Consider the following 14,244-nt stretch of genomic DNA (forward strand, 5'->3'; position numbering starts at 1 on the left):
GTGGTTTTAAAAAAAATTGCACCAAAAGGTAAATATTTTTATCTTGACCGATAAATCAATAATGATGTACAATCACAATAAGATACTCCCTGAAGAAAATTGGGTCAATAAACTTTATGGGCCAGTAGTTGAATCCATGATCTTCATCAACATGCTTCAGGAAGTAGAACACGCTGAAGGTACCAAAGACGAAAGAAGCCCACTGGAAATTGAACTATATCAGCGGTTGGAGTCAGTACTGGAACTATTGAATCAGCATCCTGATTTTAAAGCTGCTCCGGATCAGGAGGCCACCCCACTTTACCCAATTGCCATCGACTATAATAGTGTCATAGCACTAAGTAATGCGCAGGAAAGTGCCGAAAGAGCCGAATATCACGAACTCTTGCGAGCCTGCTTAATAGACTTCTTAGTTCTGTTTAAAATCAGAAAGGCTAAGTTTTCCGAAGTATATGGATGTAGTCCCAATTACCTGAGCCGTTTGCTCAATGGCCAAAAAAGTGTGAATTTTAATTCACTGTCACTGGCGGTAAAACAGTTTGGTTTTTTACTCAAATTAGATAGATATTCAAAAACCTGGGAATTTGAAGTAGTTAGGATACAGCAGTAAGCATTGGTGATGATTGAGTCTTTTCTTTTAATCCAAGTATTAAATCAAGTATAACCATAGAGCGTTTGCGCTCAGAAAGGAGCCGGGATTTATTTCCTTCCTGCTTCTTGCACCATGCCCACAATCAGCACCTGGGTTGGCTGGTCGATGTATTTGCTGGCGAATTGCAACATGGCCAGCACCTGGCTTTTGTGCAGTCGGGGCTCCAGGGTATCTTCCAACAACGTGAGGGTTTCGTGGAGGAGGGCGAAGAGGTAGTCTGGAAGTTCGTCGCCATTGAAGTGGAGGACGGAGGCGGTGGCGTTGTAGAGGATGCTGCGGAGCTCGTCGTCGAGGGTGAACTTGAAGCGGCCGTCTTTGAGGCGTTTGACTTTGTAGGTGGTTTTCATGTGGATAGTCTCGGTGTTGAGGGTTGAAAAATTTTGGGGGCAGCTTCGCTGCGGTTTTTTTTTACCACCTAAGGCACGGAAGGAACCAAAGGGGCACTTTAGGGGAAGGTATTGGTTTTTTGGGGTTTTGGGGGTCGCTAAAGCGGCATTTTTTTTAGCACAGAGGGAAAAATATGAGGACACTGAAGGCACAAAGTTAGGTGTTGACGGGGTGCTGCGCACGGGGGGCAGCTTCGCTGCGGTTTTTGAACCATCTAAGATATCTAAGGGCATCTTAGGGTGGGTTGAGTCTGGGGATTGGGGGTGTGTCGCACAAGAGGGCGACCACATAGGGTCGCCCGTACGAGAGGTTAGCGCCAGCCGTGGTCGGGGGCGAATTCGTGGATGCGTTGGCCGTCGTCGTAGATGGCGGCCCAGGCGATTTTGCCGATCCATTCCGGTTTGGAGAGGACTAGTTGCCGGAAGCGGAAGGCGCTGATGCCACGGGTGTCCTGGTTGCGGTTGGACCAGAAGTAATGGACCTTTTCCAGGTTGTTGAGGAAACGGACGCCGAGTTTGAAGCGGCCTTTGTCGCAAGCCTTCGGCTTGTTTTTACGCTGCGCGGTGTTGCTGGACATGAGGGACGGAATTTTGGATTTCTTGTTGGAATAATTGTACCAAGGATGCTTTGCGTTTGCCCAGGGTTTGGGTGACGCGGCGGTAGGCCTCGGTGGGGGCGATGGTGGCCTCGGGGCGGAGGCTAGCCAGGTAGAAATTGACCGCTTTGGTGACCAGTTCGCGGTCTTTGATGGCGATTTTGGCTTGTTGGTGCTTTTTGAACCAGGTTTTGGTGGCTTTGAAGCCCTTGGCATTGCGCACATCGAAGTAGAGGCTGGGGAGGGGTACCCAGCGGTTTTGGCCATTGGCCAGGCCGGAGTCGATCCAGCGGCGGACCAGGTGGATGCGTTCTACGACCTCGTTGGCGCCACGGGTGTAGTTGGCGGCGGGGGCGTAGCGGAGGTATTCGGCCAGGGCGATGCGGAGGCGGTCGTGTTCCTGGTCGCAGATCCATTGGTCGGCGTAGAGGGTGGCGGAGGCTACGGAGGCCATGCGGCTGACTTGACGATCGAGCTGGAGGCGGTCGGCGGGGGGGAGGCCGAGGTAAACAGATTCTAGGGTTAGGGGGAGTTGGGTAGGTAAGGTGAGTGAGGGCGCAGCTTCGCTGCTGGTTTTATTCACCACGACGTCACGACGAACACGACGATTGCGCGCTTCGCGCGTGGGGGAATTTGGCGCAGCTTCGCTGCTTGTTTTGTTCACCACCTTAGGAACCTCAGGCACCTTAGGGGTCACCTTAGGGAGGGGGCGCCTGCGGCGCTTGGGGGATTCAGGGGATTTAGGGGGGGCCGCCGCAACGGGGGGGGTAGTTCCGGAGGGGGTGTCGCTGGTGGTTTCGTAACCAGAAAAAAGTTCCAGAGCGGTATCCAGAATACTATCCGATTGCGGATTTTCAACAAGCTCTTGAGGCTCCCTAACCACATCCAGGGGCTGGCTATCGGGGTCAGGCTCCGCACCCAACTCAGGCGCAGGCGCTTGTTGACAATCCGCGCCGCTTAATTTATTTAATTTATTAGTTTCTAGAATAGTTTTACTGGTTACAGTATGCGGTAAAGTTTGCGCTTGGGGGGCAGAGCAAGTGGGGGCTGGGGTGGCAAAAAACGCGTCGACCTGGTTGCTGGGATCGCCGCCGAGCTGGAGGTGGAGGACCTGGGGCGAGAGGAAGAGCTCGTACTGGCTGTTGGTGCCATGCCAAACCTCGCGGGTGATGATGCCGGCGGTGCGGAGGCGAAGGCGTAGGTTTTGGATGGTGCGCTCGGAGCAGTTGAGCATTTGCGAGAGCTGGACGTTGTTGACCCAGAGGGCGGGTAGGGGAGTGGTGCCTGGAACCAGGAGGCCTACGTAGCCTTGGTGGTAGTGTAGGGCCACGGAATAGAGGTAGAGGAGCTTCTCGGCGAGGGCCTGGTGGGCGCTGCGGAGTTGCTGGTGGAGGGCTTTGCCAGTGTTGTAGGTCAAAAGCTGGGCCTCCAGCAGTTTCCTGCTTTTGGCCCACTTGACACTGTACTTACTGGTTTGCTCATAGTAGTTTGTAAGCTTCTCGGATGGTGTTTTCATAGCAATTTCTTTGGGGAGTGACGAGTTTTTCGAATGACGAATGACGAATTGGGAGGTAGCTCCCGGCATTTGTCGTGGGTCATTCAAAAAACTGGTCACTCGGGAAAGGTCTACGAGTCCCGCTGCTTTGGGCAACGGGGCTCGGATAGACCGAATCAAATCATCTCCATGAAGCCAGGTATCCTGGCGGTTTCGGTTCCGTCATGGGGATCGAACCCATACAGGGGGGCGCTTGGGGAGGTACGAAGGAATGAAGTACGAGGTACGATGATGGGAATAGTAACACGGTGTACCTCTTTCCTTCATATTTCCTTTTTCGCTCCCCAAAGCGCGGCCTGTTCCGAACTTTGGCGGAATAAATAAAAAGACGACCTGTATAGCTGGACAAAAACAATAGTGTGTGTTGGAATGGAGATGGATGTTTTTTTTCCCACGAATAAATTCATGGGGTGGGGCGGTATGGTTGCCTCCCACGGATAAATCCATGGGTTGGCGAATTGGTTTTATTTTGTTGTAAAATAAATGAACCTCTTGCGCAATTGCAGGACTGCATAACGCTTACGCGAGAGCAGGGTATTGATGGAAGTTCCCATTCTTTGGCTTAATTCCTTGAAGGGGACGGCTTCCAATTCATGTTGGACAAAGACCTCGCGCTGTGCGGAAGGCAGTCGCATGAGTTCAGCCTCCAGGGCCTCCCAAAATTCACGCCGTTCCAGTGCGTCGCTGGGTGAGCTGGGCTCTACCCAACGTGTAGGATTGATGGATTGGCCGAACTCCGGGTCAACATTCAGCGGGATTGAGCACAAGCGGTTGCGTTGGCGCAAGCGGTCATAAACCAGGTTGAGGGCAACGGTTAGTAGCCAACTGCGCAAACGCTGAATGTGCTCTGGAGCCGGATGTTCCAGAAGTTTGGTCCAAACCTCCTGGAGGATGTCCTCCATCAAAGTTTGATCCTTCACCTTTTTCCAGATGAAATGTTGGAGCACTCTTTCGTGCTGTTTCATCCAGGATTTCAAATGTTTGCATTGCGGTGTGTCAGTTTCCATAGGGTGCTCTATATAGTGGATCGTTTGAGCAGGGCTTATATTTTAAAAAAGTGCCGATTTTTTTTGAGTGAGGCAAAAAAAATAAATGTGCGCTTACTTCAGCCCCGCCAGCACCTCCGTTTTTTGGCGGGTAGAGATGGGGATAACGGTTCCATCCGTGAGCAAGAGGCTGTCGCCATCCTTTTTGAGGAGGGAGCGGACGTACTTGCGGTTGACCAGGTGCGACTGGTGGGTGCGCAGGAAACCGTGGTCGGCGAGTAGGTTTTCGAAATCGCGGAGAGATTTGGTGATCAGAAGCTTGGTGCCATCCAGGAGGTACACGAAGGTGTAGGCGTTTTCGGATTGGCAGCGGAGGATTTGATCGGGTTCCACGAAGTCGACGCGCTCGATGGAGGGCAGGGCGATTTTGGGTTGCTGCTGCGGGTTGCGCAGGTTGTCGAGGAGCTGCTGGAGCTGGAGATTGCCCCAGCGAGCCAGCAGCTTTTCCTGCACCTTGGCTACTGCAGCCTGGACTTCGGTGACGTTGATGGGTTTGAGCAGGTAGTCGAGGGCGGCGAACTTGATGGCGCGTAGGGCGTATTGGTCGTAGGCGGTGACGAAGATGACTTCGGCACGCACGGGGTGGATGGATTCCAGGAACTGGAAGCCATTTTGGTCGGGCATCTCGATGTCGAGGAAGATGAGGTCGGGCTGGGTTTGGAGGTAGAGGGCGCGGCCTTCGGCGGCGTTGCTGGCCTGGCCGAGGATTTGTACCTGGGGGCAGGTTTCGGCCAGGATGCGGGCGAGGCTGCGGTGGTTGTGGGGTTCATCGTCGATGTGAATGGCTCGGATCATTGTGTTTTTGTTTTCCCACGGCTAAAGCCATGGGTTAGGTCAAGCAGGTGGCCTCCCACGGATAAATCCGTGGGTTGGCGGTGTTGTTTCGGGCGGGGGCAGCCGCAAGGGCTGCCCCTACAGGGGGATCGATAGCTGCACCAGGGTACCCGTTTGGCCGGGTTTGAGGTGGCTGCAGTCGATTATTTTGAGGGTTATTTTTTCCTTTTTGCCCTCGTTGAGCAGGTCGATGCGTTGTCGGGTGGTGGCCAAGCCCTGGTGCTCACGGGTATCCTGGAGTTTTTGGCCACGGCGCTGCGCTTCATCGATGCCGATGCCATTGTCAAGGATGGAGATACCGATGCGGTTGTCACTTTCCGGCCAAATGCTGATCTTGAGTTCTTTGGGGTCGGTGCCGGGGCGGAGGCCGTGTAAGATGGCATTTTCCACGAAGGGTTGGAGCAGCATCGTGGGGATTTCGGTATTGTTTTGGTCAATGTCAGGGGACAGCACAAAACTGTACTGAAAGGGGGTACGCAGCGCCTCGAGGGAGCAGTATTTTTCCAAAGCCTCAAGCTCTTGGGTAAGGGGCATGTAGGCATATTTGGAGCTATCTACCACGTAGCGAAGCAGGCGCGCAATTTCGTCGAAGTAGCGATTGGCCCCAGCTTTGTTGTCTTCGTTGACCAAATCCTGGATGGAAGCCAGGGAGTTGAAGAGAAAGTGGGGGTTGAGTTGGGCGCGGAGGCCATTGAGGGCCAAATGGGTCCGGAATTGTTGTTTTTGTACTTGTTGTAACCGACGGCGGTAGAGCCAATAACCCAGGATGAGGGCCAAGATGGGGAGGAGCAGCCAGCGGTAATCGAGCCCCGTTTGGTTGAGTTTGGCAAAACGTTGGCCCAACACATAAACAGCAGCTGTAAGGCCTATCGTATTGGGTTCGGTATAGAGCCTGAGTTCCCAATCGTTTTCGTACAAGCTGATTTTGCGGAAAAGGAAATAGGCCATGGTACCGGTCTTGGCATCAGCTGCCAGAATGTAGTATCCTCTGCGTTGATCTATGAAGGTTTCACCCCGAGACTCGATGTTCCAGTTGCGATCCAATGCATTCACGCTGCTGTTGAGAATTTCAGCAACAACCCGGTTTTTTTGCAATACTTGATTGTTGACTTCGACGTATTTTCCATTCAGTGCTGGAGGGAAGGGCGTTTGATTGTTTTTTTGGATGAAAAAACTGTTGTTGATCTCAAATTTATTGGTTGTTAACTCAAAAGCCCGGGCCGTATTAAAAGTACTGTTGGAACTCTTTCCACTAAAGACCCAAACCTTACTTTCAAGATCAGGCGTTATCACAAAACAAATCAAAGTATGGCTAAAATCGGCACTGAAGACTACTCGATGCAAACTATTCTGGAAAAAGATATGACTTGAAAACACATCAATGGCATTTCCTCGGGTGGTGTTTTTCCAAAAACCTCGCCAGTGCTGGGGCACGTTAAGATTGGTGCTAAAATTTTGCAAATCTTGTTCATTCAATTGGCGTAAGGGATCGAAGAAATTATCCTCCTTATAGATCGAATGGAGCGAATCCCGCAACCATTGGGTGCTTTCCAGGTAAGGTTTGAGCAAGGCGATTTGTTTGGGGTTCAACAAAGTTCCGTCAGGAGGGTTGGCGGCCAGGACTCTGGAGATGCTGCCCATAGAAAAAAGGGTTACTGCAAGGATGAAGAGCGGAGTATGGTAGATCAATTGAGCGTTTTTCATGACTGTGTTTTTTTATTGATGCTTCAAAGTTGGGGTTGTAGGGGTAAATCTGCTCATGCCATCGAGAATTCGTAGGGATTTGTCTTGTATCCGTGGCATTTTGCCATAATCCGTAACTAGCGTTTTCGCTTAATTCAGCTCCGCCAGCACCTCAGTGGAGAGATTTTTGTGATCAGGAACTGGGTGCCATCCAGGATGCGGACCAGGATGCGGTGGTTGTGGGGTTCATCGTCGATGTGAATGGCTCGGATCATTGTTTGTTTTTTTCCCACGGCTAAAGCCATGGGTTAGGTCAAGGAGGCTGCCTCCCACGAATGAATCCGTGGGTTGGCGGGGGTGTTTCGGGCGGGGGCAACCGCAAGGGCTGCCCCTACAGGGGGATCGATAGCTGCACCAGGGTGCCCGTTTGTCCGGGTTTGAGGTGGCTGCGGTCGATCAGTTTTAGGGTGATTTTTTCTTTTTTGCCCTCATTGAGCAGGTCGATGCGTTGTTGGGTGGTGGCCAAGCCCTGGTGATCGCGGGTATCCAGGTGTTTTTGACCACGGCGCTGCGCCTCTTCGATGCCGATGCCATTGTCGATGATGGAGACGCCGATGCGGTGGTCACTTTCGTGCCAAATGCTGATCTTGAGTTCTTTGGGGTCGGTGCCGGGGCGCAGGCCGTGTAGGATGGCATTTTCCACAAAGGGTTGGAGAAGCATCGTGGGGATTTCAGTGTTGTTCTGGTCGATGTCGGGAGACAGCACAAAGCTGTACTGAAAGGGGGTGCGTAGGGCTTCGAGGGAGCAGTATTTTTCCAAAGCCTTAAGCTCATGAGCAAGGGGCATGTAAGCATATTTGGAACTATCTACCACGTAGCGAAGCAGGCGGGCAATTTCGTCGAAATAACGATTTGCTGCCTCCTTTTTGTCTTCGTTCATCAAGTCCTGGATAGAAGCCAGGGAGTTGAAGAGAAAGTGGGGGTTGAGTTGGGCGCGGAGGCCATTGAGGGCCAAGTGGGTGCGAAACTGAGCACGCTCCAGTTTTTTCATCCGGTTGTGGTAATAGAGATAAGCGCCTAGTCCCAGATAGGACAAAAGCAATACCCAGCGGTAGTCCAATTTCCGGGATTTTGTTGGGTCTTTTTTTTCACCCAAGGAATACGAGGATTGTCGCCTATTGCTGTTGGAAGCCTCTAGGCTCAGCGTGAGTACCCAAAAATTAGTCACTGCCTGAAAAACGAAGTACCCTGGCAAACCAGTTGTTTCTTCCAGCGCATAGACCCGATAAGCTCTGCGGTTGTTGAGAAAAATCTCTCCCTTTTTTTGGATGAGCCAACGTTTACCCAAGGCCTCGATGGCATCGGTCTCTACCTTGGTGATCGATTTTTTTTGAATCGTGTTTACAAAATCACCGCACAAAAAATCAGGAAGGTGGTTGACTTGCTCACGTTTACGCAGCGATACGAGGCAAGAAATGGGTTCTTTAAATTTTTCAGGAAAAAGTTCGTATGCACTCACTCTGATCTCCAATCTATTGTTAATCCAGCGATTGATGTAGATCACTTTAGAAGAATAGATGTCGCCAAACTTTAGCAAGAGCATATTTTTGGAATAGGCGACCTGTTGAACTCGCCAGAGGCGTTCTTCGTAAAAAACGTTGTGTTTGAACACATCTAATAGCCCATCATTTTGCCCTCCGCGCCAATAAAATTGCCATACAACAGGAACCGTTTTAGCAAAGGCGGCGGTATCCAGCCAGTTGATGCTCAAATTGCGCACACGTTTGAGTTGGTGTGCCCGGACAGAGCTGGAATCGCCCTTGAGGAATTCGCTTACCCAGGCTATACTTTCGATGTAAGGTTTAAAAGTCGCAACTAAGGCCTGGCGCTCCTCTTGAGGTTTAGTTGAAACAGGATTGTGATTAGCCAATAGCCCACCATTTATTCCAAGCACAAAAGCAAGTAGGATCAAGAGGTCGGCAGCAATGGAAGGCTTAATATTTTTCATAGCAAGGTGTCTTTTAATGGTGTTTCAAAAATGGGGCAGTTCTGACAGAAATGTGAATAGTAGCGAGAATTCGTAGGTACCTATCGATTATTCGTAGGGATTTTGCCGAAAAGCGTAAAAATGGATTGGTCCAAATTTAGTTAGATTCTGCCTCTTTTCAGCTCCAGTCCATGGATCAATGCCTTATTCAGCTGTTCATCTGGAGAATCCTTAAGCCAGGAGGCTGTTTTTAAAAAATGCTGAAGCAAGGTAATCTGAGGGAGGGGTGATTGTTGGGGTTTGGCCTGAAGTTGGCTCAGCATGGTCAATAACAGCAATAGGGTGTTAAAGGCGAAGCGAAGGCATGAAGCATTTTTCATAGCGGTATTTTTTGTGAACGGTTCAAAGATGCGGGTCTGGTGCGTAAAATGAGTGGGCGAGCAATTATTCGTAGGCACCTATCGATTATTCGTAGGCATTTGGCAATTATTCGTTGGGAGGGGGAGACTATTCTTGAAGTTTTTAAAAAAATTGTTCCTTACTCATTTAGGCTGAAGTGGCTCCGTTTTCGCTTTGCTCCAAAATTCAAATCAGCACTTAAATAAAGATTTCCGTAAAAACTTAAATAAGTTTTTACGCTTTTAAGTTTTTATGGTTTATCTTGGCACCAGGGCAAAAATAAGTGCTCATTTTTTTATCGCCCTTGTCATCAAAATTAAACAAATTGGCTTATGAACCAAGAAACAAGTAGTCCTACCGTACCTGGTATCAAGCCCGAAGCAGCAGGAGCCGAGGAAGTCAAGCGGTTTACTGTTGACCTGCCTACCAATCTGCACGTGGCCCTCAAGATGAGGGCGGCCACACTCAGGCTCTCCATGCGAGAATACGTGACCACGATCATTGAGGCAGCGCTGAACGAACAGAAGGACAAGGAATAAAACTAAACCGGAGTTTTTCCACAAAATCCATCCAGCATGGAAGAAGACAACAAAGCCAAGAGCATCACCACGCTCAGCAAGGTTCAAAAAAGAAGTTTGGGCACCCATGTGTTGCTCAAAACCACAGAGGCCGACAAAAACGACGCGATGTTTCAGCACAGCGTGTTGTGTCAGACCTTTTTGCCGTATCGGGATCCTGGTAACAACATCAACCTGTGGCAACAAAAGCAAGGTGCCGCGACGCTAGCCGTACAAGCCGGGAATTCTTTTGACCCCAACAATCAGGAATTCACCCAGATCGGGTTGCCCTATGGGCCCAAAGCCCGTTTGATCCTGGCGCACATCAATACCGAGGCCATCAAGAGCCAACAGGCCGAAATCCACGTTGAAGAAAGTATGACGGCGTTTATCCGCAAGATGGGATTGAACACCGATGGCCGGACCATCAAGGTGGTGAAAGAACAATTGCGGCGCATTTCGGTGGCTACTTTTTCGATCGGTTTTGTATCTGAAGAAGGCAGCACCCAGGCCGACTTAAAAATTGTGAAGTCCTTTGACCTATGGTTTCCCAAGGATCAGAACCAGCGGGTGATGTGGGATTCCACCATTTTGCTGACTGATGATTATTTCAACAGTTTGCGGGAGCACGCCATTCCACTGGACGAGCGGGCGCTGGCCGCTTTGTCGCACAGTGCGTTGGGACTGGACATCTACGCCTGGTTGGCACAACGCTTGCACCGGATCAGTTACGAGCGGCCCCAGTTCATTGCCTGGACCAATTTGCGGGATCAATTTGGGCATGCCTATAGCGAAATTTCGAAGTTCAAGCAAGTGTTTCGCAAGACCATGAAGGATGTATTGATGCAGTATCCAGGGGCCAGGATTGAAGAGGATCCAAACAAGGGCTTCAAATTGTTTCATTCACCGCCGCCGATTCCGACTAAGGTGTTCAGCATGATTGATGAGGTGGCGCATAAGCGGTTGGAGTAGCGTGAAGTTTGGTAGGGTTGAAAACATATTAAATTATTTTATAACGTGCAGTTTGGTAGATAATGGCTAAACTGGCTCTGGTGAGGGAGTTGGGGAGGAGAGGCTACCAAAGTTCACGTGGATGGTGAGAGAGGGGGTAGCAGCTTCGCTGCTGTTTTTTTTTGAACCACCTAAGAAACTGAAGGGACTAAAGGGCACTTGAGGGCGAAAGCGGCATTTTTTTTAGCACAGAGGAGAAAATAGGAGGACACGGAGGGCACAAAGTTAGACTTGGGCAGCTCCGCTGCGGGTTTTTTTGAACCACCTAAGAAACTGAAGGAACTAAAGGGCACTTGAGGGCGAAAGCGGCATTTTTTTTAGCACAAAGAAAAAAATAAGAGGACACTGAGGGCACAAAGTTAGACTTGGGCAGCTTCGCTGCGGGGTTTTTGAACCACCTAAGACATCTAAGGGCACCTAAGGGAGGGTTGCGAGCACTGTTGGGAGGGAGGTTTTGGAGATTGTGTGGGTGAAAACCTACCAAACTTCACGTGCATTTGAGTGGTAAGGGAGCACGTGTACTTTGGTAGGTTTTGGGGTGGTTTTAGTGTTCTAAACTGTTGATAATCAGTATTAAAAAATAGCAACGTGAAGTTTGGTAGATGGTGGGGATCGGGCAAGTTCGAGGGGTGACCCTACCAAAGTACACGTGGATTTAAGTTGCAGGAGAGCACGTGAAGTTTGGTAGGTTTGGAGGGACGGTTTCAGTGATATAAGTCGGGCAAATCATCAGGTAAAAGGCGGGGCACGTGAAGTTTGGTATGCGGGCAGGGTTGAGGGTAACTGCAAGAGTTACCCCTACCAAACTTCACGTGCTCGCAAGAAGCTATCAGGAATAGCAGTCAACGCTTTGTTATTTCTTTTCTTTTCACAAGAAAAAATTTTGCTTAGTTTTGTCGGAGGGAAAATTTAGGGTTTCCGAAATCCACAGAAGCGAGCGAATGATTATAGGTATTTAAAGAATATAGGAGTATATAGGTTTGTCAACCAAACTTCACGTGGATTTATACCAAAGTACATGTGGATAACCTATCTAAAGCTACCAAAGTACATGTGGATAATTTCAGGAAGAATGCTGTTAAGTCCAAAATCCTACCAAAGTTCACGCCAAAACGAAGATTTCGCGGGAGAGTCTACCAAAGTACACGCGGATGCTACCAAAATGCACGTTCATTCTACCAAAGTACACGTCGATTTCTACCAAAGTACACGTGCTTAGTGTGCGCAGCTACCAAACTTCACGTGCTTTTTCCTACCAAAGTACACGTGGATAAGTAATTGATAATAAAAAGATTAAAGCAATTACCTTTGTGTAAAACATCGAGACAGATGACCGTGCCAGAAGCCAAAAATATTCCCTTAGCCGACCTCTTGGCCCGATTAGGGCATCAGCCAGCGGAAGCGCGGCAAGGTGGCAACGACGTATGGTACCTGTCGCCCTTTCGGGCGGAGAAGACTCCCAGCTTCCACATCCACCAGGAGCGCAACGTTTGGTACGACTTTGGCGATGGCGACAGTACCGGGGGCAACCTGATTGACTTTGTGATGCGGCACGAAAACTGTTCCTTTGCCCGGGCGATGGCATTTTTGGAAAAGCTGTACGGTCGGGGAGGAGCAGCAAGGCCCAGTCTATGGAACCTGCCCAGCAGCGGGGCCGTAGCCGCTGCCCCTGGGGACAAATTTCAGTTGGACAAGGTACAGCCCCTCCAGAACCAGGCCTTGGGGCAATACCTCCAATCGCGCGGCATTGAGCCAGGTATAGTTGGCCACTGGGTACAAGAAGCCTACTACCACCACCGGGACACCCGGAAACAATATTTTGGTCTGGCCTTTGCCAACGGCTGTGGCGGCTACGAGTTGCGGAATCCCTATTTCAAAACCTCGCTGGGCGCCAAGGGGATCAGTTTTTTGGGTGGAAAAGACAAGAGCCAGTGTTGTATCTTTGAGGGCTTCTTTGACTTTCTGGCTTGGCTGTGTTTGGAACAAATCAGTGCAGAACTGCCGCAGGATGTGTTGGTGTTGAACTCGCTGAGTTTTCAGGAACAAGGATTCAGTCTGCTGGAGTCGCGGAATTACGCCCGGGTGCACAGTTACCTGGACAACGATGAAGCAGGCGGCGTGGCTACCCTGGAGTTGATTTACCGGCTGGGGGAGGAACGGGTACAGCCACAGCACCGGCGGTATCGGGGGTATAAGGATTTGAGTGCCTGGTGGGAGAAAGAGGGGAAGGGCGTTGGTGTGGCAGGAATGAATACGCATTGACGATTTTCCCGATATGCAGATTTGCACATCGAGGTAAACCAATAAGTTACAATACTTCTAATCTGAAAAATTTGAGTGCAATGGAAATCCCATCAGCTTTGAATGCTCAGATAAAACAAAATAATCATTAGCGATGTCCAATATTTTCAACATTGATGATAAGCATCCCATCCGAATCATTCCTGGAGAAAAACCGGCTCAAGATTACCTAGCCATCAGTGATCTATTGATGAGTCCAACCGCTAAAGAAGACAAGAACATTGGTAGTAGTAAAGATGTCAATACCATTCTTCGCAACTACCTGCGGCGGCGGCATACCTTGGAGCTGATTCGAGAATGGGAATTGCTGCACAACTCCACAGAATTTGATTTCCACGCCTTCCAGACCAATTACGTGCTGCGGGCTCTGGACCAAGGCAATATGTTTTCACCCAGTTTTAGCAGTTTTGTAGAAGAGACCAAAGCCAAGAGTATCTCTATTAAGCGAGGACGCAATGGTGGTACCTTTGTCGCTTTGCCAATTGCCTTTGATTTTGCCTTTTGGATCAGCCCCAAATTTGAGTTATTGGTCATCGAGGACTATCTGCAATACAAGTTCAGTAGTGAGCGCTTTGAAGAAAGAGTACGCGAAGGTACCCGGCTTTTTGCTGCGGTCAATTACGAATTGCATACCCTGGCCATCAAAGACAAGATCATCACCGAACAAATGAGCGACGATGAAATTCGTCACACTTTTGCCACCGAGGCAGACTTGTTCAACAAGTTGGTATTTCATCAAACCGCTGCAGAATGGAGGAGAGGCAATCCATCAGCAAGTGGAAACATCCGTGACTATTCTACGCCAGAACAACAGATTTTGTTGGCCAATTTGGAGTACATGAATGCCAAATTAGTGGAATACGGTCGTTCTTTTTCTGAGCGTGCGCGGTCGCTGCAAAAAATGGCAGAAGACGATTTGCCGAATATCCAAAAAGCCATGACCGACGTTTCACGTAGGCTATTGAAGTAAGTATGGTCGTAACCGTTGAAATAAATGTCGCTCGAAATCGAGCGACATTTATAGTCACTAATTCAACAGGGTGATACTTTCTCAAAAAAATATTCCTTATCAAACGTCCCTGACTCTGCAATCAATTGTTGCAGCAATAAATGTCGCTCGAAATCGAGCGACATTTAAGGTTTGGAAATAAAATAGCCCTCATACATAATGGATGTTTTTCCGATGCTCGGATGTGAGCATCGGCTGAAGATGAGGGTTTTAACCTTATCAAATTCG

At 49.6% G+C, this 14,244-nt stretch carries 13 protein-coding genes; 5 read left to right on the forward strand and 8 right to left on the reverse strand.

Annotation, left to right across the window (positions count from 1 at the left end; translation table 11 throughout):
* Nucleotides 1-43 precede the first annotated feature (43 nt).
* On the forward strand, nucleotides 44-610 hold the full coding sequence (locus tag ACEW9O_RS06465) for a hypothetical protein (RefSeq protein WP_373549322.1): 567 nt from the start codon (nucleotides 44-46) through the stop codon (nucleotides 608-610).
* An 89-nt stretch (nucleotides 611-699) separates the two neighbouring features.
* Here ACEW9O_RS06465 and ACEW9O_RS06470 read toward each other — a convergent pair whose 3' ends face one another.
* The 8 genes from ACEW9O_RS06470 to ACEW9O_RS06505 form a co-directional block, all read right to left on the reverse strand.
* Nucleotides 700-999, reverse strand: a complete 300-nt coding sequence (locus tag ACEW9O_RS06470; protein WP_373549323.1) for a hypothetical protein — start codon at nucleotides 997-999, stop codon at nucleotides 700-702.
* A gap of 350 nt (nucleotides 1,000-1,349) precedes the next feature.
* On the reverse strand, nucleotides 1,350-1,616 hold the full coding sequence (locus tag ACEW9O_RS06475; RefSeq protein WP_373549324.1) for a hypothetical protein: 267 nt from the start codon (nucleotides 1,614-1,616) through the stop codon (nucleotides 1,350-1,352).
* Nucleotides 1,591-3,150: a hypothetical protein gene (locus ACEW9O_RS06480; RefSeq protein ID WP_373549325.1), complete on the reverse strand. Its 1,560-nt coding sequence runs from the start codon at nucleotides 3,148-3,150 to the stop codon at nucleotides 1,591-1,593. The genes ACEW9O_RS06475 and ACEW9O_RS06480 overlap by 26 nt, the downstream gene beginning before the upstream one ends.
* 503 nt (nucleotides 3,151-3,653) lie before the next feature.
* The gene (locus ACEW9O_RS06485; RefSeq protein WP_373549326.1) at nucleotides 3,654-4,154 is read right to left on the reverse strand and encodes an RNA polymerase sigma factor; all 501 of its coding nucleotides are present in this window, start codon (nucleotides 4,152-4,154) and stop codon (nucleotides 3,654-3,656) included.
* A 135-nt stretch (nucleotides 4,155-4,289) separates the two neighbouring features.
* Nucleotides 4,290-5,030 (reverse strand): LytR/AlgR family response regulator transcription factor, encoded by a 741-nt coding sequence (locus ACEW9O_RS06490; RefSeq protein WP_373549327.1) that lies wholly within the window; start codon nucleotides 5,028-5,030, stop codon nucleotides 4,290-4,292.
* 117 nt (nucleotides 5,031-5,147) lie between these two features.
* Complete coding sequence (locus tag ACEW9O_RS06495) at nucleotides 5,148-6,773, reverse strand: sensor histidine kinase (RefSeq protein ID WP_373549328.1); 1,626 nt, start codon at nucleotides 6,771-6,773, stop codon at nucleotides 5,148-5,150.
* 370 nt (nucleotides 6,774-7,143) lie between these two features.
* A complete protein-coding gene (locus tag ACEW9O_RS06500; protein WP_373549329.1) occupies nucleotides 7,144-8,760 on the reverse strand; it encodes a sensor histidine kinase in 1,617 nt (538 codons plus the stop codon).
* 140 nt (nucleotides 8,761-8,900) lie between these two features.
* Entirely contained in the window at nucleotides 8,901-9,119 is a 219-nt protein-coding gene (locus tag ACEW9O_RS06505; protein WP_373549330.1) for a hypothetical protein, read from the reverse strand.
* A gap of 351 nt (nucleotides 9,120-9,470) precedes the next feature.
* Between ACEW9O_RS06505 and ACEW9O_RS06510 the strand changes: the two genes are divergently transcribed.
* The 4 genes from ACEW9O_RS06510 to ACEW9O_RS06525 all read left to right on the forward strand — a co-directional run bounded on the left by ACEW9O_RS06510 (nucleotide 9,471) and on the right by ACEW9O_RS06525 (nucleotide 13,977).
* On the forward strand, nucleotides 9,471-9,677 hold the full coding sequence (locus ACEW9O_RS06510) for a hypothetical protein (protein WP_373549331.1): 207 nt from the start codon (nucleotides 9,471-9,473) through the stop codon (nucleotides 9,675-9,677).
* 36 nt (nucleotides 9,678-9,713) lie between these two features.
* On the forward strand, nucleotides 9,714-10,667 hold the full coding sequence (locus ACEW9O_RS06515; protein ID WP_373549332.1) for a replication protein RepA: 954 nt from the start codon (nucleotides 9,714-9,716) through the stop codon (nucleotides 10,665-10,667).
* 1,368 nt (nucleotides 10,668-12,035) lie between these two features.
* Nucleotides 12,036-12,968, forward strand: coding sequence for a CHC2 zinc finger domain-containing protein (locus tag ACEW9O_RS06520; protein WP_373549333.1), 933 nt, complete (start codon nucleotides 12,036-12,038; stop codon nucleotides 12,966-12,968).
* 133 nt (nucleotides 12,969-13,101) lie between these two features.
* Nucleotides 13,102-13,977 (forward strand): KilA-N domain-containing protein, encoded by an 876-nt coding sequence (locus ACEW9O_RS06525; protein WP_373549334.1) that lies wholly within the window; start codon nucleotides 13,102-13,104, stop codon nucleotides 13,975-13,977.
* Nucleotides 13,978-14,244 lie beyond the last annotated feature (267 nt).

The sequence above is a fragment of the Haliscomenobacter sp. genome, assembly GCF_041740695.1.
In the GTDB taxonomy this organism is placed as follows: domain Bacteria; phylum Bacteroidota; class Bacteroidia; order Chitinophagales; family Saprospiraceae; genus Haliscomenobacter.

Bases quoted from the DNA above. Each gene is read 5' to 3' on its own strand.
- ACEW9O_RS06470 (WP_373549323.1), bottom strand. From the start codon at position 999: ATGAAAACCACCTACAAAGTCAAACGCCTCAAAGACGGCCGCTTCAAG.
- ACEW9O_RS06485 (WP_373549326.1), bottom strand. From the start codon at position 4,154: ATGAAACAGCACGAAAGAGTGCTCCAACATTTCATCTGGAAAAAGGTG.
- ACEW9O_RS06480 (WP_373549325.1), bottom strand. From the start codon at position 3,150: ATGAAAACACCATCCGAGAAGCTTACAAACTACTATGAGCAAACCAGT.
- ACEW9O_RS06520 (WP_373549333.1), top strand. From the start codon at position 12,036: ATGACCGTGCCAGAAGCCAAAAATATTCCCTTAGCCGACCTCTTGGCC.
- ACEW9O_RS06510 (WP_373549331.1), top strand. From the start codon at position 9,471: ATGAACCAAGAAACAAGTAGTCCTACCGTACCTGGTATCAAGCCCGAA.
- ACEW9O_RS06495 (WP_373549328.1), bottom strand. From the start codon at position 6,773: ATGAAAAACGCTCAATTGATCTACCATACTCCGCTCTTCATCCTTGCA.
- ACEW9O_RS06500 (WP_373549329.1), bottom strand. From the start codon at position 8,760: ATGAAAAATATTAAGCCTTCCATTGCTGCCGACCTCTTGATCCTACTT.
- ACEW9O_RS06505 (WP_373549330.1), bottom strand. From the start codon at position 9,119: ATGAAAAATGCTTCATGCCTTCGCTTCGCCTTTAACACCCTATTGCTG.
- ACEW9O_RS06515 (WP_373549332.1), top strand. From the start codon at position 9,714: ATGGAAGAAGACAACAAAGCCAAGAGCATCACCACGCTCAGCAAGGTT.
- ACEW9O_RS06525 (WP_373549334.1), top strand. From the start codon at position 13,102: ATGTCCAATATTTTCAACATTGATGATAAGCATCCCATCCGAATCATT.
- ACEW9O_RS06475 (WP_373549324.1), bottom strand. From the start codon at position 1,616: ATGTCCAGCAACACCGCGCAGCGTAAAAACAAGCCGAAGGCTTGCGAC.
- ACEW9O_RS06490 (WP_373549327.1), bottom strand. From the start codon at position 5,030: ATGATCCGAGCCATTCACATCGACGATGAACCCCACAACCACCGCAGC.